Below are 20,649 nucleotides of genomic sequence, written 5' to 3'. Positions count from 1 at the left end.
GACGGACGTTCAGCCATGGCCGATCTGCTAGCCACCCTCCGCTCCCCTGCCGACATGCGCGCGCTCTCGCGCGCCGACCTGCGCCGTCTGGCCGATGAACTGCGCGCCTGCGTGCTCGACAGCGTGTCGCGCACCGGCGGGCATCTGTCGTCGAACCTCGGCACCGTCGAACTGACGATTGCGCTGCATTACGTGTTCGACACGCCCAACGATCGCATCGTGTGGGACGTGGGTCATCAGACCTATCCGCACAAGATCCTCACCGGACGCCGCGAGGCGATGCCCACGCTGCGTCAGTGGCAGGGCTTGTCGGGCTTTCCGAAGCGCGACGAATCGCCGTACGACACGTTCGGCACGGCCCATTCGAGCACGTCGATTTCTGCCGCGCTCGGCATGGCGCTCGCCAGCAAGGTCAAAGGCGAAAAGCGCCACGCGATTGCCGTGATCGGCGACGGTGCCATGACCGCAGGCGAAGCGTTCGAGGCCCTGAACAACGCCGGTGTGTACGACGACCTGCCGTTTCTCGTCGTGCTCAACGACAACGACATGTCGATCTCGCCGCCGGTGGGCGCGCTCAACCAGTACCTCACGCGACTGATGTCGGGCCAGTTCTACTCGGCCGGCAAGGAAAGCGTGCGCAATCTGTTGCGCAATGCCCCGGCACCGATGCGCGAGTTCGCGCACAAACTCGAAGAACACGCCAAGGCGATCGTCTCGCCGACCGGCACGATGTTCGAAGAGTTCGGCTTCAACTATCTGGGCCCGATCGACGGCCACGATCTCGATGCACTGATTCCCGCGCTCGAGAACATCAAGGCGCTCAAGGGGCCGCAGTTCCTGCACGTGGTCACGCGCAAGGGTCGCGGCTACAAGCTCGCCGAGGCCGATCCGGTGCTATATCACGGCCCGGGCAAGTTCAATCCGAGCGAAGGCATTCGCCCGGTAGCGCCCGGTACCGCCGCGCCGAAGACCTATACGCAGGTGTTCGGCGAATGGCTTTGCGACACCGCAGCGGCCGATTCACGCGTTGTCGGCATCACGCCGGCCATGCGCGAAGGGTCGGGGCTGGTGGAGTTCGAGAAGCGCTTTCCTGAGCGCTACTACGACGTGGGCATCGCCGAACAGCACGCGGTGACGTTTGCCGGCGGGCTTGCCACCGAAGGGCTCAAGCCCGTCGTGGCGATCTATTCGACGTTCCTGCAACGCGGCTACGATCAGGTCATTCACGACGTGGCGCTGCAAAACCTGCCGGTCGTGTTTGCGATCGATCGCGGTGGTCTGGTCGGTGCCGACGGTGCGACGCACGCGGGTGCCTACGACATCGCGTTCCTGCGTTGCATCCCGAATATGGTCGTGATGACCCCGGCCGACGAGAGCGAGTGCCGCCAGTTGTTGCAGACGGCACTCGGCATCGACGGCCCCAGCGCTGTGCGCTATCCGCGCGGCACGGGGCCCGGTGTCACGCCGGAAGCCGGTCTGTCGACGCTGCCCGTGGGGCGAGCCCAAGTGCGCCGTCAAAGCGCCGCCCCGGCGGGTCGCCGCGTGGCGTTGCTGGCGTTCGGTCCGATGGTGGCGCTGGCCGAACAGGTGGCCGGCGAGTTCGACGCGAGCGTGGTGAACATGCGCTTCGTGAAGCCGCTTGATACGGCCACCGTGCTGGAGATGGCCCGCACGCACGATCTCGTCGTCACGCTGGAGGAAGGGGCCGTCATGGGCGGTGCCGGTTCCGCCTGCATCGAAGCGCTCAATGCGAACGGCGTGCAGGTGCCGGTGCTGCAACTAGGACTGCCGGACAAGTACGTCGATCAGGGCACCCCGGCGCAGCAACTGGCGTCGGTCGGCCTCGATGCTGCGGGCATCGCGGCATCGATTCGCCGTGCCCTCACCGAACGTCTTGGCGGCAAAGTCGAAGCGGTGCCTTCGCCGCAATAAGTCAGCGAGAAGTCTCCCGGCATCTGCGGGAAAGCAAAACGGCACCTTTCGGTGCCGTTTTGCGTTGTGCCATCAGATAGCTTGCGATGCCGGCGTCAGACCTTGCCCGGCGTCTTCGCTGCCGCCTTCTCACGCGGCTTGCCCATCAGCACCGGCTGGAAGAACACGGCACCGATCAGCGTGCACACGAGCGAGAGCGCCAACAGCTTGCCCATGCTCGACGTGCCCGGGTGGTGCGACAGCCAGAGGCTGCCGAACGCAATGCCCGTGGTCGCCGCCGACAGCACGACGGCCTGCGTCAGACTCGACGCGAGCAGACGCGTCTGCCCGTGACGCCACGCGATCACGTAGTAGATCTTGAACGCCACGCCCACGCCCAACAGCAGCGGCAGCGCGATGATGTTCGCGAAGTTCAGCGGCAGGCCGATCAGCACGGTAATTTCGAGCGTCACGGCTGCGGAGACCAGCAGCGGCACGAGCGTGCGCAACACGTCGCCGAAGTTACGCAGCGCGAGCCACAGCAGCACCGTGATCGACAGCAGCGCCCAGATACCCGCTTCGATGAACGCGCGAATGATCGTATCCGCCGAGCGCAGGATCGAAATCGGACCGCCCACAGCGTCCGGCGTCGTCGCCAGCACGGCGGCACTGAACTTGCGCAGCATGGCGTCGTCGCTCGGGTCGGCGCCCTTCGCCACGCGCGGCGAAATGTTCACGAGGGCGCGTCCGTCGGCCGCGACCCATTGGGCCACGATGTCCTTCGGCAGCGATTCGTGAGTCACCGTCTGCGGTTGCAGCGCATCGCGCAACTGGCCAAGCGCGAGCTTGAGCGGACCGGCAATCGCACGGTCAGCGCGGTCGCGCAGCGCGGCGTCGCCCGCGGCGAGCTTGCGCAGTGCGGCGGCGAGCCGCTGCGCTTCCTTCGCGCCCTCACCCGGATGATCGAGCGCAGCGTCTTCCAACTGCCCCGCGGCCGTCTTGAGCGACGACACGCGCGCGGCATCCGCCACCGGCGGCAGCGGTGTTTGCGAGAGCGCCGGCAGCAGCGACGTCGCGGCCGCACCGATTAAGGCAAGCTTCGCCGGCTGTTCGGCCGGCATGAAGGTCGTGAGCGTGACCACACGGCCAATTTCTGGCACCGCACGCAGCTTGGCAGCCTCGGCATCGGCGACGTCGAGGTTGGCGGCGAGCAACTGCACGTCGTTCACCCCGGCCTCCGGCGAATTGGCGAGATCGAGCAGCGTCGCCATCGACTCCGTATGCGGGTCTTTCAGATGCAGCGGGTTGAAGTCGAAATGCAGATGCGCAAGCAACGGCAAACCGGCGACCACCAGTGCCAGCGTGCCGTAGAGCAGCGGGTTGCGGTATTTGTCGGTGAAATCGTCGACCCGGCCCAGACTGCGAAAGCCCGGCGGGCTCGCTTCGCCACTCGGCTTGAACACACTGATCAGCGCGGGCAGCAGCGTAATCGCCGACGGGAAGGCCACGCACAAAATGCCCACGCCCGCGATCAGCCCCAGCTCCGACACGCCACGATAGTCCGTAGGCAGGAACGAGAAGAAGCTCGCGGCGGTGGCCGCAGCGGCCAGCGACAACGGCATGGCGATGGCCTTGCCGGCACCGGCGAGCGCCCCTTGCAGCGCGCCTTCGTCGTTGCCCAGACGATGCCGCTCCTCGCGATAGCGCACGCCGAACTGAATCCCGAAGTCCACGCCGATGCCGACGAACAGCACCGCAAACGCGACCGAAATCATGTTGAGTGCGCCCACCATCATCAGGCCGAGCGCGAACGTGATGGCCAGACCGGCGAGCAGCGTGATGAACACCGCGACGATCATCTTGCCCGAGCGCACCGCGAGCCACAGCACCACCAGCACCGCCAGCAGCGTGATCACGGCGTTGGGGCCGGCGTCCTGACGCACCGACGCAAACTCTTCATCGGAGAGCGGACGCGGGCCCGTCAGGCGCACCGTTGCGCCATAGCGTTCTTCGAGCTTCAGATCGGCTGCCGCAGCGCGAATGCGCGACGCGGCATTGGCACCGGCCTCGAGCGCCGCGTAGTCGAGCACCGGCTGCACCTCGACGTAGCTGCGCGCCACGGTATCCGGGGCGACCAGCGCACGCCACGACATGGCAGCCGGCTTGCCGGCCAGCACCGCTTCGGTCGTATCGGCCGCATTGCCCAGCAGACGCGCCATCTCTGGCAGCTTGACCTGCCCGGTGAGCAACGGCGTTTGCAGCGTGACCGAGAGCAGATTCGACAGGCCGGTCAGACTCGGGTCCTGCGCGAGCCTGTTGAGCAGCGGCTTGGCATCGCCGAGCTTGCTGGTGAGGCTCTTCACATCGTCGACCGAAGCAAACAGCAGCGCATTGTGGGCGAAGAACTCGCCGGCGCCCGGACGGCTCACCGCACGGAAGACGTCTTTTTCGGTGGCAAGCTTTTCTGCCAGTTCGGCGGCGGCGCGATCGGCAAATTCAATGGCGGGTGCCTGCACGACGGCCAGCGTGACGTCGGCCTTCTGCGGGAAAGCCCGGTCGATCTCGCGGCCACGCTCGGCGGCGGGCGTGTTCGAGTCGATCAGGCTGGAGACATCGGTGTTGATCGCGAAGTGCTTGGCGACGTACACGCAACTGGCCACTGTCAGCAGCAGCGAGGCGAAGATGACTGGGTACGCGTGCTTCGCCGAAAAACGGACGATGCGCACGACGAGCGAAGTCAGCATGTAGCGGTTCCGGAAGAGAAATGCAAAACGAATGGAAAGGCAACCGCGCCGGCCATCCCGTCATCCCCCGCCTGCGCCCCTCGCATCACGCCATTTGGGCATAAGCGATTGAGACATCAGGTAAATTTTGCGGGACCTGTCGGGAACCAATCGGCGATAAAGACCGTCGATCTGGCCATTGAAACGGTGAATTTACAAAATCGAAGCAGTATACAGGGCCTCGTGGACTACACTACGGCCTACCCGATTTAAACCAACGAAGAGAAGCTGGGTTCCTACGTATGAAGAAATTTCTGGTGACGGCAATGGCCGCGGCCACCATGGCCCTTTCAACCGTTTCATCGGGCGTCTGGGCACAGACGAACAGCGCCAATCCCAACGACATGGTGAAAACCGCCGTCGAGACGGTCGTCAAGGCCGCCAAGGCGGACCCGGCCGCGCGCGATGGCGATATCGCCGCCACGGCCAAAGTGGTCGAGCGCGATTTCCTGCCCTACACCGACTTCCGCCGTACCACGCGCTACGCCGTCGGTCCTAAGGCGTTCGACGCCGCCACGCCGGCCCAACAGCAGCAGGTCTTCGAGCAGTTCCAGCGATTGCTGGTGAATACCTACGCCCTGCAACTCTCGCAAGTGCGCGGCTCGCAGCTCTCGTTCAAGTACGATCCGGCCAAGGTCTCGGCGGGCAGCACCGACGCTGTCGTAGGTGCCCAGGTCAACGGCACCGGTGACACCCTGGCGGTGGCCTATCGTCTGGGTAAGACCGACAAGGGCTGGAAGATCTACGACATCAACATGATGGGCGAGAACGTGGCCGACGCGTGGCTCATCCAGTTGTACCAGCCGCAGTTCAAGGCCCGCCTTGCCAATGGCGGCATGGACAGCCTGATCGCGTACCTGCGCGAGAAGAACGAACGTTTCGGCAAGTAAAAAACAAGGACCCGGCACGGGATGCCGGGTCCGCCACTCTCCTCGCAGGGACTTTGTACCGATTGGCCACCCGATCGGCGCAAATTCGGCCCAGATCGGCGCCGATTCGTCAATCTTTATGTAACAAGTGCTGACGCTTCCCCACAGGGGGTCGCCAGCAATAATTGGCGGCGGCGGTTACAATCGTCGCTTGTCAAACGACCGGACGGCGGTCCCCCCGCGGGCATGCTCGACGAGCCATCGAAAATGGCGCGGAGAGTCCCATGAGGCCAATGTAATAACGACATGGACTCCCCGATTAAACCGCCATCCCGGCCGACCTGAGCCGGAGAGCTGAATGCAAGTCATCCTTGCCCAACCCCGCGGGTTTTGTGCGGGTGTCATACGTGCCATCGAGATCGTCGAACGTGCCCTTGAAAAATACGGCGCGCCGGTCTACGTGCGCCATGAGATCGTCCACAACAAACATGTGGTCGATTCTCTAAAGGCCAAAGGCGCGCGCTTTATCGCCGAGCTTTCCGAAGCCCCGGCGGGTGCAGTCACCATTTTCAGTGCCCATGGCGTTGCCCGCGTTGTCGAGCAGGAAGCGCAGATTCGTGGCTTGAAAGTGTTGAACGCCACCTGCCCGCTCGTCACTAAAGTGCATATCCAGGGCAAGAACTACGTTTCCGCCGGACGCGAAGTCATCCTGATCGGTCACGCCGGTCACCCGGAAGTCGAAGGCACCATGGGCCAGATCGACGGCCCGGTGCACTTGGTGCAAACCGAAGCCGACGTGGACCTGCTGCCGTTGCCGGTGAACACGCCGGTGTCCTACGTGACGCAGACCACCCTGTCGGTCGACGAGACTCGCGGTATCATTGCTGCACTGCAACGACGCTTCACCAATATCGTCGGGCCGAATACCAAAGACATTTGCTACGCCACACAAAACCGTCAGACCGCCGTGCGCGAGCTGTGCGAGCGTGTGGACGTGCTGCTGGTGGTCGGTGCGACGAACAGCTCGAACTCGAACCGCCTGCGCGAAATCGGCTCGGAAATGGGGTTGCCCAGCTACCTCGTGGCCGACGGCTCGGAAGTGAACCCTGAATGGGTTCGCGGCCAGGCCCGCATCGGCATCACTGCCGGGGCGTCCGCGCCCGAGCGCATGGTCGAAGACGTGATCGACGCGCTGCGCCGCATCGACACCGTCGAAGTGACTCTCATGGACGGCATCGAGGAAACCATCCAATTCCGCTTGCCGTCGGAATTGACCAAAGACGAGCCGGTCGCCGCGCAACACGCGGTCGCCGGCTAACGCAACACGAACAGGAGCCGAACTTGGCCATCCCCTTCCTGCAACAGGCGTATGTTGGCGCCTACCTCATGAAGCAACGCTTCAAGGGCAACAAGCGCTACCCGCTGGTGCTCATGCTTGAACCGCTTTTCCGCTGCAATCTGGCCTGCTCGGGCTGCGGCAAGATCGACTACCCGGATCCCATTCTGAATCAGCGCGTCTCGCTCAAGGACGCCCTCGATGCCGTGGACGAATGCGGCGCACCGGTGGTCTCGATCGCCGGCGGCGAACCGCTGCTGCACAAAGAAATGCCGCAGATCGTCAAGGGCATCATCGAGCGCAAGAAGTTCGTGTATCTCTGCACGAACGCCCTGCTGCTGGAAAAGAAGATCGACGACTACGAGCCGAGCCCGTTCTTCGTCTGGTCGATCCACCTCGACGGCGACCGTGAAATGCACGACGCGTCGGTGTGCCAGGACGGCGTGTACGACCGTTGCGTCGCCGCCATCAAGCTGGCGAAGTCGCGCGGCTTCCGCGTGAACATCAACTGCACGCTGTTCAACAACGCAGATCCGGAGAAGGTTGCCAAGTTCTTCGACACGACGAAGGAAATGGGTCTGGACGGCATCACCGTGTCGCCGGGCTACGCCTACGAACGTGCGCCGGACCAGCAACACTTCTTGAACCGTTCGAAGACCAAGCAACTGTTCCGCGACATTCTCAAGCGCGGCAACGGCGGCAAGGACTGGACGTTCAGCCAGTCGAGCCTGTTCCTCGACTTCCTCGCCGGCAACCGCACGTATCACTGCACGCCGTGGGGCAACCCGACGCGTACCGTGTTCGGCTGGCAACGTCCGTGCTACCTGCTCGGCGAAGGCTATGCCAAGACGTACACCGAGTTGATGGAAACCACCGACTGGGACAAGTACGGCGTGGGCAACTACGAAAAGTGCGCAGACTGCATGGTCCACAGCGGCTTCGAAGCGACCGCCGTGAACGACACGCTGTCGCGTCCGCTGCGCGCCCTCGGCGTTGCGCTCAAGGGTGTGCGTACCGACGGCCCGATGGCTGACGACGTGTCGTTTGCCAAGCAACGTCCGGCCGAGTATGTGTTCTCGAAGCACGTCGAGATCAAGCTCGACGAACTGAAGCGAGCTAAGGCGTAAATGCCGTCGCGTGTGCTGGTCACCGGCGCCTCCGGGTTCGTCGGTTCTGCGGTAGCACGCACGGCGCTCGCGCGCGGTCACGAGGTTCGCCTGCTGGTGCGTGGCACCAGCCCGCGCGCGAACCTCGCCGACCTGCCCGTTGAAGTCGTCGAAGGCGACATGCGCGATGCGGCCTCGATGCAGCGCGCGCTCGCCGGCGTGGACGCCCTGCTCCACGTTGCGGCCGACTACCGCCTCTGGGCGAAAGATCCCAACGACATCATGCGAGCCAATATCGACGGCACGCGCACGGTGATGGAAGCCGCGCTGCGTGCAGGTGTCGGGCGTGTGGTGTACACGAGCAGCGTTGCCACGTTGCGCGTGCAAGGCGCGACCGGTCCGGTCGATGAAACCTCCCCGAACGACGAAGCCACGACCATTGGCGTGTACAAGCGCAGCAAGGTCGCGGCCGAGCGTCTGGTCGAGCGCATGATCGCCAACGACGGCCTGCCCGCCGTGATCGTCAATCCGTCCACGCCCATCGGGCCGCGCGACATCAAACCCACGCCGACCGGGCGCATCATCGTCGAAGCGGCACAGGGCAAGATTCCGGCCTTTGTCGATACGGGGCTCAACCTCGTGCATGTCGACGACTGCGCCGAGGGCCACCTGCTGGCGCTGGAGCGTGGCCGCATCGGCGAGCGCTACATTCTGGGCGGCGACGACGTGCTGCTGCGCGAGATGCTTGCCGCCATTGCCGGCCTCGTGGGCCGCAAGGCGCCGACCGTGGCACTGCCGCGCTGGCCGCTCTACCCGCTCGCGATGGCCGCACAAGGTGTGGCGCGCTTCACCGGCAAAGAACCGTTCGTCACGGTCGACGGCCTGAAGATGTCGCGCTATCACATGTTCTTCTCGTCGGAGAAGGCCAAGCGCGAACTGGGCTACACCGCCCGCCCTTACCTCGATGGCCTGCGCGACGCGCTCGCCTGGTTTCGCACCGCCGGATATTTGTCATGACTGTTTTGGGCTGGATCGCCGCGCTCTCGCTGGCCATCTGGATCTATCTGCTGATTTCGCAGGGCGGCTTCTGGCGCGCGCGCGAACGCGATGATCTCGACGAAGATCGACTGCCTGTGCCTGATGTGTGGCCCACGGTGGCAGTGATCATCCCGGCGCGCAACGAGGCCGAGTCGATCGGTCAGGTCGTCGAATCGCTCTGCCGCCAAGACTATGCGGGGCGCTTGCGCATTGTTGTCGTCGACGATCAGAGCAACGACGGCACCGCCGATCTGGCGCGTCAGGCAGCGGCTCGTGCGGCGGCCGACGGGCTCACGCGACGCGTGGACGTCCTGAGCGGTCAGCCGCTGCCCGGCGGCTGGACCGGCAAGATGTGGGCCGTGCGTCAAGGCGTGGCGTTCGCCAGCGATCCGGCGACCAACGACAACGGCGTTGCGCCCGAGTACCTGCTGCACACCGACGCCGACATCGCTCACACGCCCGACAACGTGCGTCACCTCGTGACCCGCGCCACCGGCGACAATCGCGTACTCGTCTCGCTCATGGCGAAGCTGCGCTGCACGGCGTGGTTCGAGCGCACGCTGATTCCCGCCTTCGTGCTGTTCTTCCAGATGCTCTACCCGTTTGCTTGGGTCAACGATCCGAAGAAGCGCATGGCGGCAGCCGCCGGGGGATGCATGCTGATCCATCGCCGGTCGCTCGAAGCAGGTGGCGGCATTGAAGCCATTCGCGACGAGATCATCGACGACTGTGCCATGGGGCGCCTGCTCAAGAAGCAAGGTTCGATCTGGCTGGGACTCACCGAGCGCGCGATGAGCGTGCGCCCGTACGACAACCTCGGCGAGATTCGCAAGATGGTCTCGCGCACGGCCTACGCGCAGTTGCAGTATTCGCCGGTGCTGCTGGCGGGCACGATCGTGTCGCTGCTGCTCACGTTCATCGTGCCGCCTGCCCTGACGATCTTCGGGTCCGGCATTGCGCAATGGCTGGGGTTCTTCGCGTGGGTGGCGATGACGATCTCGTATGTCCCGATGCTGCGCTTCTACCGCCAGCCGACGAGCTTCGGCCCGATGCTGCCACTGGTGGCTGCGCTCTACACCGTCTTTACGTTCGACTCAGCGTTACAACACTGGCGCGGTCGTGGTGGCATGTGGAAAGGACGCGCGCAAGCACGCGGGCAACAGTCTTCGGACGTATAACGCTGCGTCGAAGCGCGCTGCCCCATAGAAAAAGCCAGTTTGCCGACAACGCAAACTGGCTTTTTTGTTGAAACTCGACGCCTTCAGATCTCCGCGGCTTCCGCGCCAAATCCGTCGCCGAGCCGCAGCGTGATCGCCTGACGGCCGTAGCGCATTGCCTCCTTCGCGCGGCTCGCATCCTTCCCCACACGAATCAGCGCCGGCAGTTGCAGCGGATGCTTGGCCAGTGAGCACAACACGCCGAGAAGGTTGACCGAACCATCGGCACGCATGCCGGCGAGCGCCGCAGGCGGCAGCGAGCGTTCTGCCGGATCGATGACCACGCGTGCCACCACGAACGGCAGCCCATGCGCCGCCGCCACACGGGCGACGATATGCGACTCCATATCGGCCGCCGCGGCCCCGCTCTCGCGACACAGCGCCGCCTTGTCGTCAGCCGTCACCACTGGTGCCGTCACGCCCGCCAGATCGGCCCGTAGCGCCGCCGGCAAGGCTCGGCGCAGTGCGTCGGCCCACACAATCGACGACACGTATTCGCGCGCGTTGTCGGGCATATCGAGCACCTTGTGCGCGATGATCCACTGCCCCGCTTTCACCCCCGGCACCAGACCACCCGCCGTCCCGAAGCTCACCAACCCGCGTGCGCCCTGCGCAATCGCGGCTTCCAGTTCTTCAGCCAGCGTATTGTTCTGCGCGCAAACCACGCGCACACCATTGCCGCGCGCAATGCGGGCTTCGAAGGGCATGCCGGTCACCACGATGATGGGCGAAGTCGTGGGACTCGCCGTTGCGCTCTTTGCGCTCATTAGCCTGCCTTGAGAAAACCGAGGGAATTACGAAGAAACCGCCCCGGAGACAAACCTCTGCCACCGGGGCGCGCGATGCGCATTGCGCGCATCGATATTACATGCCGCAGGGCACCGGGCAATCGTTGCGCACGGTCAGATTGCGATAGCGTGCCAGCGCCCACAGCGGGAAGAACTTGCGATAGCCGTGATAACGCAGGTAGAACACGCGCGGGAAACCCGTCGCCGTGTACAGCTCCTCGTCCCACAGCCCTTCATCGTTCTGCGTGTTCAGCAGATAGTCGACGCCGCGCTTGACCGCCGGGTCGTCGGCCTTGCCTGCCGCCATCAGGCCGAGCAGTGCCCATGCCGTTTGCGACGACGTGCTCGGTGCCGCCTCATAACCCTTGTATTCGAGCTTGTAGCTGTCGCCATCCTCACCCCAGCCGCCGTCGGCGTTCTGGATCGAGAGCAGCCACTTTGCTGCGCGCGCCATGACCGGATGCTCCGGTTGCATGCCCGCCGCTTGCAGACCGCACATGGCCGACCACGTGCCGTACACGAAATTCATGCCCCAGCGGCCGTACCAGCTACCGTCAGGTTCCTGATCATCAAGGATGTACTTGAGCGCCAGATCGGCGGAAGCCTTGCGTTCCGGCGACGTCGGCAATTGCGCCAGCATCGACAGGCAACGCGCGGACACATCGACCGTCGGCGGATCAAGCAACGCCCCGTGATCGGAGAACGGAATGTTGTTCAGATACAGGTGCGTGTTTTCGGGCTCGAATGCGCCCCAGCCACCGTTGCTGCTCTGCATGCCGATGACCCACTCCGTGCCGCGATCGATTGCGTAACGCATCGCCTGCGACTTCGGGTCCGCCTGATCGACCTTGGCACTCTCGAACTTGCCCGCGAGCTTTTCGTAGCGGTCCATCGCCATCGCCACCACTGCCGTGTCGTCCACGTCGGGGTAATGCGGGTTGGCGAACTGGAACGCCCAGCCGCCCGGACGCACGTTCGGACGGCGCGAAATCCAGTCGCCGCGAACGTCGAGAATCTGCAACGGGATCAGCCACTCAAGCCCCTTGCCTGCTTGCTCGATGGCGCGCTTATCGCCCGTCTCCAGCAGCGCATGCGCCGAGAGCGCCGTATCCCACACCGGCGACAGACACGGCTGCACATACGTTTCGTCATCGGCCGGCGTCACCAGCTTCTCGACCGACTTGCGGGCAATCGCGCGGCTCGGATGATCTTCCGGATACCCGAGCACGTCATACATCATGACCGAGTTGGCCATTGCCGGATAAATCGCGCCGAGGCCGTCTTCGCCGTTCAGACGCTCTTCCACAAACTCGACCGCGCGCTTGATCGACTTCTTGCGCAGCGACTTCGGGAAGTACGGATCGAGCGCACGCAGCACATGATCGACGCCCGAGAAGAACGTGAACCAGAAACGGCTCTGATGCGGCGCGCGCTTGGGCGGGCCCACATCCTTGGGGCTGCCGATGAAGAGCTCATCGATGCCCACACCCTTGGGGTTACGCGCGAGCGGGCGCTTGGCCTGCAACACGAGCAGCGGCACGATCACCGTGCGCGCCCAGTACGACACCTTCGAGAGATGGAACGGGAACCACTTCGGCAGCAGCATGATCTCGACCGGCATCATCGGCACTGCCTTCCATTCGAGCACGCCATACAACGCCAGCAGAATGCGCGTGAACACGTTCGAATTCTGCGCACCGCCGCGCGAAATGATGGCCTCACGTGCGCGCACCATGTGCGGCGCGTCGATCGGGTCACCGATCATCTTGAGCGCGAAGTACGCCTTCACGCTCGCGCTCATGTCGAACTTGCCCTGATGGAACAGCGGCCAGCCGCCATGCTCGCCCTGAATACGGCGCAGATAGACGGCGATCTTGGCTTCGAGTTCGGCGTCGACCTTCTCGCCCAGATGGTGGCGCAGCAGCACGTACTCGGCCGGAATCGTCGAATCGGCTTCGAGTTCGAACAGCCAGTGGCCGTTGTCCTGTTGCAGATCGAGCAGGGCCGTGATCGAGCGATCGATACCCGTCTCGAGCGTTTGCGTCGCCATTGCCGTGCTCACCTTCTGGGCAAGTTCGGTATGCAGTTTGAGGTCCACTGCGGTAGCAGTGGCCGTGCGTCGAGCTTCCTTCTCGGAAGCGTCGCGAATCGTATCCATGACAGTCTTGCCTTTTCAACCGGCCGTATCAGGCCGGGCTCAGTAAATCGGCGGCGCGGTTGCCGCTTCGCAACGCGCCCTCGATGGTCGCTGGCAGGCCGGTGGCCGTCCAGTCGCCGGCGAGCAAGAGATTGCGCCAGCGCGTCTTCGCCGCAGGGCGGCGTTTGTCCTGCGCCGGCGTTGCCGCAAACGTGGCGCGCTTTTCGCGCACCAGTTGCCACACCGGCATCGGCGTGGACGGCACCTGACACGCCTTCGCCACCTCTTCCCAAATGCGCAGCGCGAGCGACTCGCGCGACTCATCGAGCAGATGGTCGGCGCCGCTGATCGTCACCGACAAGCGGTCTTCGAACGCGAAAATCCAGTCGCTCACGCCGTTCACCACACCGATCATCGGCGGGCAGCCCGGCGGGGGCGGCACCTGAAAATGCGCGTTGACGATGGCGCGGTACTCGTCCGGCGTCGTCAGCTCAGGCACCAGCGAGGCCGCTACGTTCGGCGGCACAGCCAGCACGACAGCATCGTCCGCACCGAGCATTTCCGGACCGTCGCCGAAGTCGATCGACTCGACACGGCTGCCGTCGGCCGAGTAGGCCAGCGCACGCACGCGGTGTTGCATCATGACCTGCGCGCCCTTCGCTTCGAGATACGCCAGCGCCGGGTTGACGAACGACACGTCGAGCCCATCGCTCGCAATCAACGGATGGCAGGCTTTGCCGCCCGCCGCGAGCGTTTCGCGAATGACGGCCGCGGCCATCTGCGCCGAGCCTTCCGCCGGATCGGCGTTGAGCACGGCCAGAAACAGCGGATGAATCAGCCGCTTGTACAGCGCCGGCGGGCAATTCATCGCGTCGGTCATCGTCGCGTCGGGGCCGGCGCGCAGCAGCGGCGCGAGCGACAGATAATCCGACCACTTCGTGCCCGGCACGCGCGCGCTCTTGTCGAAGATCCACCACGGCAGGCGGCCTTCCGAGAGGCGCACGGTCCAGCGCTCGTCGCTGTCGAGATCGACAAAGGCGAATTCGGCGCGGCCCGGGCCGGTCAGCGTGTGCTCCGAGCCGATCGTGCGGGTAAACTCACGCATGGTCGTATTGCCCGAGAGCACCAGATGGTTGCCGTTATCGATCACGGCGTTCAGCGTGCGATCGAAGTACGACCGGCAACGTCCGCCCGCCTGCGGTGCGGCTTCGTGCAGCACGACCGGCACGCCGCGCGTGGCAAGTCTTACCGCGGCGGCCAGACCTGCGAGGCCGGCGCCGATGACATGAACCTTGCCCGCCATCAGAAGACCATCTGCCGCAGCAGCATCAGAATCAAACGCCAGCGCGGCACACGCACGCGCTCACGCGGCGCGGCAAAGCCGCGCGCAATCAGTTTGTCGAGAATCGCGCCATAGGCCTTGGCCATCACCGCCGGGGCGATAACCACACGGCGCGGGTGGCGCGCCATGATCGCGCGCGCCTTCGCGTAATGTTCATGCGCCTGCGCCACGAGCGGCGCACAAGCCCGGTCGAGCCGGGCGTCGGCCATCATCCCAGGCGTAGCGTTGACGATACCGGCCTCTGCCAGCGTCTCGCGCGGCAGATAGACGCGGCCGATGGCGGCGTCTTCGTCGATATCGCGCAGGATATTCGTCAGTTGCAGGGCGCGGCCGAGGTGGTACGACAGATCGATCCCTTCCTGCTCGGGCATACCGAACACCTTGACCGACAGACGGCCGACGGCACTCGCCACGCGATCGCAATAGAGATCGAGGGTCGGCAGATCAGGCGCCACGATGGGACCGCACGCGTCCATTTCCATGCCGTCGATGACAGCCAGAAAATCGTCGTGCTTCAGGTCGAATTGCTTGACCACACGTGCCAGATTGGCGAGCGACGGCGCGGGACGACCTTCGTAAAGGTCGGCCAGATCGCGGCGCCAGACCGCCAGACGCGCCATGCGGCTCGCCGACGTGTCTTCGCCGTCGTCGGCAATGTCGTCTACGGCGCGGCAAAAGGCATAAATCTCGAACATGCCTTCGCGCTGTGCGGGCGGCAAAATACGCATCGCAGCATAGAAGCTGCTGCCGGACGCCACACGTGCGCTGCTTTGCTCAGGCGAAATTTCGATCGGTTCGGCGACGCTCACGAGGCTCCTCGTCGTGCAGGGGAACAGGGTGACACCACTGAAAAACCCAGGGGATTCTTGCAAACCCGGAAGTATACCGGGGATTGGCGTGACTTTCCCGCCAGGATTGGGAACGATAGCATAGAATCTCGGGGCGTTCGGGGGAGGCCCGATGGGTGAAAATCGCCCCACAGCCCTGATTTCCCGACGTTTTTTGACAATTGCGTCAGTTGGCGCGCCGCTGGCCGAACGGTGGCCGGTCCGGCACAATCGTTATCCCAGTATTCGCAACAATCGCAACTATTGCGGCGGCGGTCTTCCTCTGGCGGACACCCCTCGATTTGCCCCAATTGAATTGCCTCACCAGCCCGATGACTTCCGACGCCAAGATCGAGCATTACGAAAACTTCCCCGTAGCCAGTGTCCTGCTGCCGCGCGAAATGCGCGCGCCGGTGGGCGTGATCTACAACTTTGCCCGGACTGCCGACGACATCGCCGACGAGGGCGACGCGACCAACGCCGAGCGTCACGCCGGGCTGGCCGCCTATCAGGCTGAACTCGACAAGATCGCCGCCGGGGTGCCCACTTCGCCCGACCAGCCGCTGTTCGCCGCGCTCGCGCGCGTGATCGCCGAGCACAAGCTCTCGGTGCAGCCGTTCTCCGACCTGCTCTCGGCCTTCGATCAGGATATCGAGGTCAAGCGCTACGCCACCTTTGCCGACCTGCGCGACTACACGCGCCGCTCTGCCGACCCGGTCGGGCGCATCATGCTCGGCCTGTTCAAGCTCGACACACCCGAGAACATCGCCTGCTCCGACGACATCTGCTCGGCGCTGCAACTGATCAACTTCTGGCAGGATGTCGAAGTTGACTGGCGCAAGGCGCGCGTCTATCTGCCGCAGGACGACATGGCGCGTTTCGGTGTCACCGACGCCGATATCGACGCGAAGACGCTCGACGATCGCTGGCGCGCGCTGATGCGCTACGAAGTGGATTTTGCCCGCCGCATGATGCTGCGCGGTGCGCCGCTCGCCAACCGTGTGCCGGGGCGCTTCGGACTGGAGCTTTGCTGTGTGGTTCATGGCGGCCTGCGCATTCTCGACATGATCGAAGCCGCCGATTACGACGTCTTCCGTCACCGTCCGCAGTTGGGCAAGGGCGACGGCGTGCGCGTGTTCCTGCGCGGCCTGTGCATGAAGCTGAGCGGCCGCCCGCCCAAGGCACTCGCAACAGCCTGATCCCGTCCGGCCCTGCCACGGTCTGTGGCAGTGGCACCATCGATCCGCGCGCTGCTGGCGCTTCTCCTGCGGCCACGCTTGCCCTAACGTGATGCATTGACGCGCCGTGCTCAAGGGACGACGCGCCCTCCTCTCACGTTCTGGAGCTTCGGAGCCGCGCGCCGTGAATCTGCCTGCCGCCCTGCAACGTCTTGCCTCGCAACGACGCGATGTCCGTGGCAGTCACGGCGCTCCCACTCGTACGAACGCCGGCCTGATCTTCGCCGTCGTCATCGTCATGTGGGGCGTGAACTGGCCGGTCAGCAAAGCGCTGCTCGCGCATGTTTCCCCTTGGTGGAGCACGGCATTTCGCTCGACCGTCGGCATGCTCACCCTCTTCATCATCTGCGCCGCGACCCGTCGGCTGGTTTGGCCGAAACGCGGCGACCTGCCCGTGATCCTGAGCGTCGGCCTGCTGCACATGACGGTCTTCTCGCTGCTGGTCGCCATCAGCCTGCAATACGTGAGCGCCGGGCGCTCGGCGGTGCTCGCCTACACCACGCCGCTCTGGGTCATGCCGGCGGCACGCCTTTGGCTGGGTGAAGCGCTGACGCCACGCCGACTGGTCGGCATCGCCTTCGGCCTGCTCGGCATCGCGGTCATGTTCAACCCACTCGCGTTCGATTGGCACGACCGCAACGCCGTCTTCGGTAACGCACTCGTGCTCGCCTCGGCACTTGTTTGGGCCATTGCCATCGTCCATATGCGCGCGCATCGCTGGGTCAACGGTCCGTTCGAGTTGAGCCCATGGCAGTTGCTGCTCGCAAGCGTGATCCTGAGCACACTCGCGGCCGTATTCGATGGCGCACCGCGCATCACCGGCGTGGCCGGCTTTGCCGGGCTGATGACGTACGGCGGCATCGTCGGTGGCGGCATTGCTTTCTGGCTGGCAGGCGTGGTCACGCGGCAGTTGCCCGCGGGCGTCACGTCGCTCGGCCTGCTCGGCGTGCCCGTCGTCGGTACGCTCGCGTCCGCGTTCCTCCTGCGCGAATCGCTCGGACTCGACGTTTGGCTGGCCCTCGCGCTCATCGTGGGCGGCATTGCACTGGGGACCGTGTCGAAGCCCAGTGCGACGCCATGCCGCACCGACACCGCCACCTGATCCCCCTGCGCTTGACCCATCGCAAATGCCGTTCGTCGCGGGCGTGACAGACTGCCCTCACGCATGACGAATGGAACTGACATGAACGAGCAATGGCTGACGCTGGCCGGCCGCCGGCTGGTGCCGGTGGTACAGGGCGGCATGGGAATCGGCATCTCCGCGCACCGGCTGGCGGGTACTGTCGCACGCAACAACGGCATGGGCACGATTGCGAGCATCGACCTGCGGCACCACCACCCCGACCTGCTGGCTCAGGTCGAAGGCACCCGCGACAAGGCGGCCATCGAAGCGGTCAACCTGATCGCACTCGACCGCGAAGTCCGGGCGGCCAAAACGCTCGCCGACGGCCATGGACTGGTCGCCGTGAACGTCATGAAAGCGGTGAGCGCGCACGCGTCGCTCGTGCGTCAGGCGTGCGAGAGCGGTGCCGATGCCATCGTCATGGGTGCCGGCCTGCCGCTCGATCTGCCGGAACTCACGGCGTCACACCCGAACGTCGCGCTCATCCCGATTCTGTCGGACTCACGCGGCGTGAGCCTCGTGCTGCGCAAGTGGATGAAGAAAGGCCGCTTGCCCGACGCCATCGTCATCGAACATCCCGCACATGCGGGCGGCCATCTGGGCGCATCGCGCATCGAAGACCTCGGCGACGGGCGCTTCTCGTTCGACCGTGTGTTGACCGAATGCTGCGAGATCTACGCATCGCTCGGCATCGAGTGGGCGCGTGTACCGCTGATCGTCGCGGGTGGCATTCATCGGCACGAACAGGTGAAGCATTGGCTGGGGCAAGGCGCAGCAGGCGTGCAATTGGGAACGGCATTCGCCGTGACTGAAGAATCCGACGCGCATCCGGCCTTCAAGGAAGTGCTGGCGACCGCCCGCCCCGAAGACATTGCCGAATTCACCAGCGTGGCGGGTTTGCCCGCGCGCGCAGTCCTCACGCCGTGGCTCAAGCGCTATCTCTCTCGCGAGACGGCATTGCAGGCGAAGGCGAAAGTGCGGCAGTGTCTGGAAGGCTTCGACTGCCTTCAGGCGTGTGGTCTGCGTGATGGCGTGGCCCGTATCGGCCAGTTCTGCATCGATCTGAAACTGGCGCAGGCCGTGCGCGGCGATGTGGCGCGCGGGCTGTTCTTCCGGGGACGCGATCCGCTGCCGTTCGGCGAGCGCATTCGGCCCGTGGCCGACCTGATGCGTTACTTGCTGACCGGCGAGTCGCCTGCGGATGGGCCGGCCGCCGCCGATGCCGCGTCGGTCACCGCCGCCTGACCGTTGCTGCCACTAGTGCTGCTGGCTCCGGCTGCGCCTGAAGTCCCGCTATTGCGCGCCGCAATTCGCTTGTCGAAGAACGCGGCTAACGCGGGATCGTTCACCGTCAGATCGAACTGCCGGTCATCGACCGCGTTGAAATAGTTGTCACAGAGATCGGCCTTGGCGCTCTCCGTCGTCTGATCGTCGATGCTTCGCGCGTAGACGGTGAACTGCCGCTCGACCAGCATCGGCAATTGCGTGCGCAGCAACTCGTCAAAACTTTGCCGCGCCTGCGGGTCGGTATAGGTTGCCTGCAACTCGGCGCGCACGCGGCGGCCTTCGAGCAGGTATTCGCGATGACGCGATTCCCACGCGCGTAGTGCTGCGTTGCCATGCGCGCGCGTTGCCTCGCCATACAGGCCGCATTTCTGCACCAGTTGTCCGAGCACCTGCCCCACGCCCTCGGGAGAGGCGATGGCGGCGCCCATGAGTTCGGCGTCGCTCTTGTATTGCGGCGGCTGCGCCCACGCCGTGGATACCTGCGCGAACACCGCTGCACCGGCGAGCATGCTTGCGCATGCCCGTCGCCATGACTTGCGTTGTCGAGTCATTACCGGGTCATCAGGACGGCGTGCTTGGGTGGCCACGCTCTGGGAGATATCGCTTCGGCCGCGATTGAATAACGGCATCTTAGCCGAAGTCGCCGGGCGCGTCCGGGAAGCGTCGCCGAGCCTACGCCGCACAGGCCTCCGGCCCGAGACGCGCGACCATATACCCGACAAAGTCTTCCAGTTTTGCCGACACGTAGCGCCCGGCCAGATGCACCAGATGCATCGGCTCGCTCACGGTTGCATCGGCTTCCAGCACGCGAACCAACCGCCCTGCCGCTACTTCAGGCGCCAGCAGATACTCCGGCAACAATGCGATCCCCATGCCGCATACCGCTGCCTGCAACTGCGCAAACGGGTTGTCGGCAATCAACCGAACATCGTGCTGCAACGGCTGCAACGCCGACGTGCCAGTGGCCGCACGCGGACCATCCGCGCGTAGCCACTGCCCGTGCGCATCGTCATAGCGAAACCCCAGACAATCGTGCCCGGCCAGATCGGCGGGTTGGCGCGGCACACCGCGCCGCGCCAGATAGGCCGGCGACGCGCAGGCAACCCGCGTCACGCCGCGCAGGGTGTGCGCGACGAGCCCCGGTTCGGGCAATCCGCCGGCCTGAAACGCGGCGTGAATGCCCTCTTCCTCCAGATCGACGGCGCGGTCCTTGAGATCGAGATCGAGCGCCACGTCCGGGTGCGTGCGCAAATACTCGGCAAACAGCGGCATGAGCAGGTGCGCGCCCACAGTCGTAGGCGCACTCACACGAAGCTGCCCGAGCGGGCGGCGCGCCGCCTGCATTGCCGACGACGCCGACGTTACCGAAGACATCGACGACATCGATGAGCCCCCCGCCACCCCGGCATCCGCGTTCTCCACGCGCGCCAGCACCTCGGCGCACTCGGCAAAATAGCGCGCCCCCAGCGCCGTCGGCACCTGCCGCCGGCCACTGCGATGCAGCAGCGGTTGCCCGAGCCGGGCCTCCAGCGCCTGCACGTGACGCGATGCGGTCACTGCCGACATCGCGCAGGCGGCGGCACCGGCGCTGAGACTCCCGGCGCGCACCACCTGAACGAACACCTCCATGCATTTGAGGCGGTCCAT

General features: G+C 64.9%; 16 protein-coding genes. 9 read left to right on the top strand and 7 right to left on the bottom strand.

From position 1 onward, the window contains the following. Positions 1-15 precede the first annotated feature (15 nt). A complete protein-coding gene (gene dxs / locus PIN31009_RS07990; protein ID WP_150789894.1) occupies positions 16-1,932 on the top strand; it encodes a 1-deoxy-D-xylulose-5-phosphate synthase in 1,917 nt (638 codons plus the stop codon). 95 nt (positions 1,933-2,027) lie between these two features. Here the strand turns inward: dxs and hpnN are convergent, their stop codons facing one another. Beyond that, positions 2,028-4,655, bottom strand: coding sequence for a hopanoid transporter HpnN (hpnN, locus tag PIN31009_RS07985; protein WP_150789893.1), 2,628 nt, complete (start codon positions 4,653-4,655; stop codon positions 2,028-2,030). A gap of 281 nt (positions 4,656-4,936) precedes the next feature. Between hpnN and PIN31009_RS07980 the strand changes: the two genes are divergently transcribed. The 5 genes from PIN31009_RS07980 to PIN31009_RS07960 all read left to right on the top strand — a co-directional run bounded on the left by PIN31009_RS07980 (position 4,937) and on the right by PIN31009_RS07960 (position 10,221). After that, positions 4,937-5,584 carry an MlaC/ttg2D family ABC transporter substrate-binding protein gene (locus PIN31009_RS07980; protein ID WP_150683745.1) on the top strand — a complete coding sequence of 216 codons (648 nt, stop codon included), beginning with the start codon at positions 4,937-4,939 and terminating at the stop codon, positions 5,582-5,584. A gap of 337 nt (positions 5,585-5,921) precedes the next feature. Beyond that, positions 5,922-6,881, top strand: coding sequence for a 4-hydroxy-3-methylbut-2-enyl diphosphate reductase (gene ispH, locus PIN31009_RS07975; RefSeq protein WP_058379718.1), 960 nt, complete (start codon positions 5,922-5,924; stop codon positions 6,879-6,881). 23 nt (positions 6,882-6,904) lie between these two features. Beyond that, the gene (gene hpnH / locus PIN31009_RS07970; RefSeq protein ID WP_150682143.1) at positions 6,905-8,026 is read left to right on the top strand and encodes an adenosyl-hopene transferase HpnH; all 1,122 of its coding nucleotides are present in this window, start codon (positions 6,905-6,907) and stop codon (positions 8,024-8,026) included. Continuing rightward, entirely contained in the window at positions 8,027-9,022 is a 996-nt protein-coding gene (gene hpnA / locus PIN31009_RS07965; RefSeq protein WP_087688492.1) for a hopanoid-associated sugar epimerase, read from the top strand. After that, a complete protein-coding gene (locus PIN31009_RS07960; protein ID WP_150789892.1) occupies positions 9,019-10,221 on the top strand; it encodes a glycosyltransferase in 1,203 nt (400 codons plus the stop codon). The genes hpnA and PIN31009_RS07960 overlap by 4 nt, the downstream gene beginning before the upstream one ends. Before the next feature lie 83 nt (positions 10,222-10,304). Here the strand turns inward: PIN31009_RS07960 and PIN31009_RS07955 are convergent, their stop codons facing one another. From PIN31009_RS07955 to hpnD, 4 genes are all read right to left on the bottom strand, one after another. Beyond that, positions 10,305-11,027 (bottom strand): phosphorylase, encoded by a 723-nt coding sequence (locus PIN31009_RS07955; protein WP_150789891.1) that lies wholly within the window; start codon positions 11,025-11,027, stop codon positions 10,305-10,307. Between the two features lie 97 nt (positions 11,028-11,124). Next, entirely contained in the window at positions 11,125-13,098 is a 1,974-nt protein-coding gene (shc, locus tag PIN31009_RS07950; protein WP_150790264.1) for a squalene--hopene cyclase, read from the bottom strand. 136 nt (positions 13,099-13,234) lie between these two features. After that, positions 13,235-14,488, bottom strand: a complete 1,254-nt coding sequence (gene hpnE / locus PIN31009_RS07945; protein WP_150789890.1) for a hydroxysqualene dehydroxylase HpnE — start codon at positions 14,486-14,488, stop codon at positions 13,235-13,237. Further along, positions 14,488-15,336, bottom strand: a complete 849-nt coding sequence (gene hpnD, locus PIN31009_RS07940; protein WP_150789889.1) for a presqualene diphosphate synthase HpnD — start codon at positions 15,334-15,336, stop codon at positions 14,488-14,490. Before hpnD ends, hpnE begins: the two co-directional genes overlap by 1 nt. 350 nt (positions 15,337-15,686) lie before the next feature. Here hpnD and hpnC point away from each other — a divergent pair, with 350 nt between their 5' ends. From hpnC to PIN31009_RS07925, 3 genes are all read left to right on the top strand, one after another. Next, positions 15,687-16,553: a squalene synthase HpnC gene (gene hpnC / locus PIN31009_RS07935; RefSeq protein ID WP_150789888.1), complete on the top strand. Its 867-nt coding sequence runs from the start codon at positions 15,687-15,689 to the stop codon at positions 16,551-16,553. 163 nt (positions 16,554-16,716) lie between these two features. Continuing rightward, positions 16,717-17,694 carry a DMT family transporter gene (locus tag PIN31009_RS07930; protein ID WP_246185556.1) on the top strand — a complete coding sequence of 326 codons (978 nt, stop codon included), beginning with the start codon at positions 16,717-16,719 and terminating at the stop codon, positions 17,692-17,694. Between the two features lie 81 nt (positions 17,695-17,775). Then, complete coding sequence (locus tag PIN31009_RS07925) at positions 17,776-18,960, top strand: NAD(P)H-dependent flavin oxidoreductase (RefSeq protein WP_150789887.1); 1,185 nt, start codon at positions 17,776-17,778, stop codon at positions 18,958-18,960. On the opposite strand, the gene PIN31009_RS07920 is transcribed toward PIN31009_RS07925, so the two are convergent. After that, the gene (locus tag PIN31009_RS07920) at positions 18,888-19,511 is read right to left on the bottom strand and encodes a hypothetical protein (protein ID WP_150789886.1); all 624 of its coding nucleotides are present in this window, start codon (positions 19,509-19,511) and stop codon (positions 18,888-18,890) included. The genes PIN31009_RS07925 and PIN31009_RS07920 overlap by 73 nt on opposite strands. 163 nt (positions 19,512-19,674) lie before the next feature. Continuing rightward, positions 19,675-20,649, bottom strand: a complete 975-nt coding sequence (locus PIN31009_RS07915; protein ID WP_150789885.1) for a LysR substrate-binding domain-containing protein — start codon at positions 20,647-20,649, stop codon at positions 19,675-19,677.

The sequence above is a fragment of the Pandoraea iniqua genome (assembly GCF_902459685.1).
GTDB classification, from domain to species: Bacteria; Pseudomonadota; Gammaproteobacteria; order Burkholderiales; family Burkholderiaceae; genus Pandoraea; species Pandoraea iniqua.
The sequence above is the reverse complement of the archived record's forward strand: the minus strand, read 5'-3'. Positions and strand labels throughout refer to the sequence as shown.

Excerpts from the sequence above, each read along its gene's own strand:
- dxs (WP_150789894.1), top strand. The coding sequence starts at position 16 with ATGGCCGATCTGCTAGCCACCCTCCGCTCCCCTGCCGACATGCGCGCG.
- hpnN (WP_150789893.1), bottom strand. The coding sequence starts at position 4,655 with ATGCTGACTTCGCTCGTCGTGCGCATCGTCCGTTTTTCGGCGAAGCAC.
- PIN31009_RS07980 (WP_150683745.1), top strand. The coding sequence starts at position 4,937 with ATGAAGAAATTTCTGGTGACGGCAATGGCCGCGGCCACCATGGCCCTT.
- ispH (WP_058379718.1), top strand. The coding sequence starts at position 5,922 with ATGCAAGTCATCCTTGCCCAACCCCGCGGGTTTTGTGCGGGTGTCATA.
- hpnA (WP_087688492.1), top strand. The coding sequence starts at position 8,027 with ATGCCGTCGCGTGTGCTGGTCACCGGCGCCTCCGGGTTCGTCGGTTCT.
- PIN31009_RS07960 (WP_150789892.1), top strand. The coding sequence starts at position 9,019 with ATGACTGTTTTGGGCTGGATCGCCGCGCTCTCGCTGGCCATCTGGATC.
- PIN31009_RS07955 (WP_150789891.1), bottom strand. The coding sequence starts at position 11,027 with ATGAGCGCAAAGAGCGCAACGGCGAGTCCCACGACTTCGCCCATCATC.
- shc (WP_150790264.1), bottom strand. The coding sequence starts at position 13,098 with ATGGCGACGCAAACGCTCGAGACGGGTATCGATCGCTCGATCACGGCC.
- hpnE (WP_150789890.1), bottom strand. The coding sequence starts at position 14,488 with ATGGCGGGCAAGGTTCATGTCATCGGCGCCGGCCTCGCAGGTCTGGCC.
- hpnC (WP_150789888.1), top strand. The coding sequence starts at position 15,687 with ATGACTTCCGACGCCAAGATCGAGCATTACGAAAACTTCCCCGTAGCC.
- PIN31009_RS07925 (WP_150789887.1), top strand. The coding sequence starts at position 17,776 with ATGAACGAGCAATGGCTGACGCTGGCCGGCCGCCGGCTGGTGCCGGTG.
- PIN31009_RS07920 (WP_150789886.1), bottom strand. The coding sequence starts at position 19,511 with ATGCTCGCCGGTGCAGCGGTGTTCGCGCAGGTATCCACGGCGTGGGCG.
- PIN31009_RS07915 (WP_150789885.1), bottom strand. The coding sequence starts at position 20,649 with ATGGACCGCCTCAAATGCATGGAGGTGTTCGTTCAGGTGGTGCGCGCC.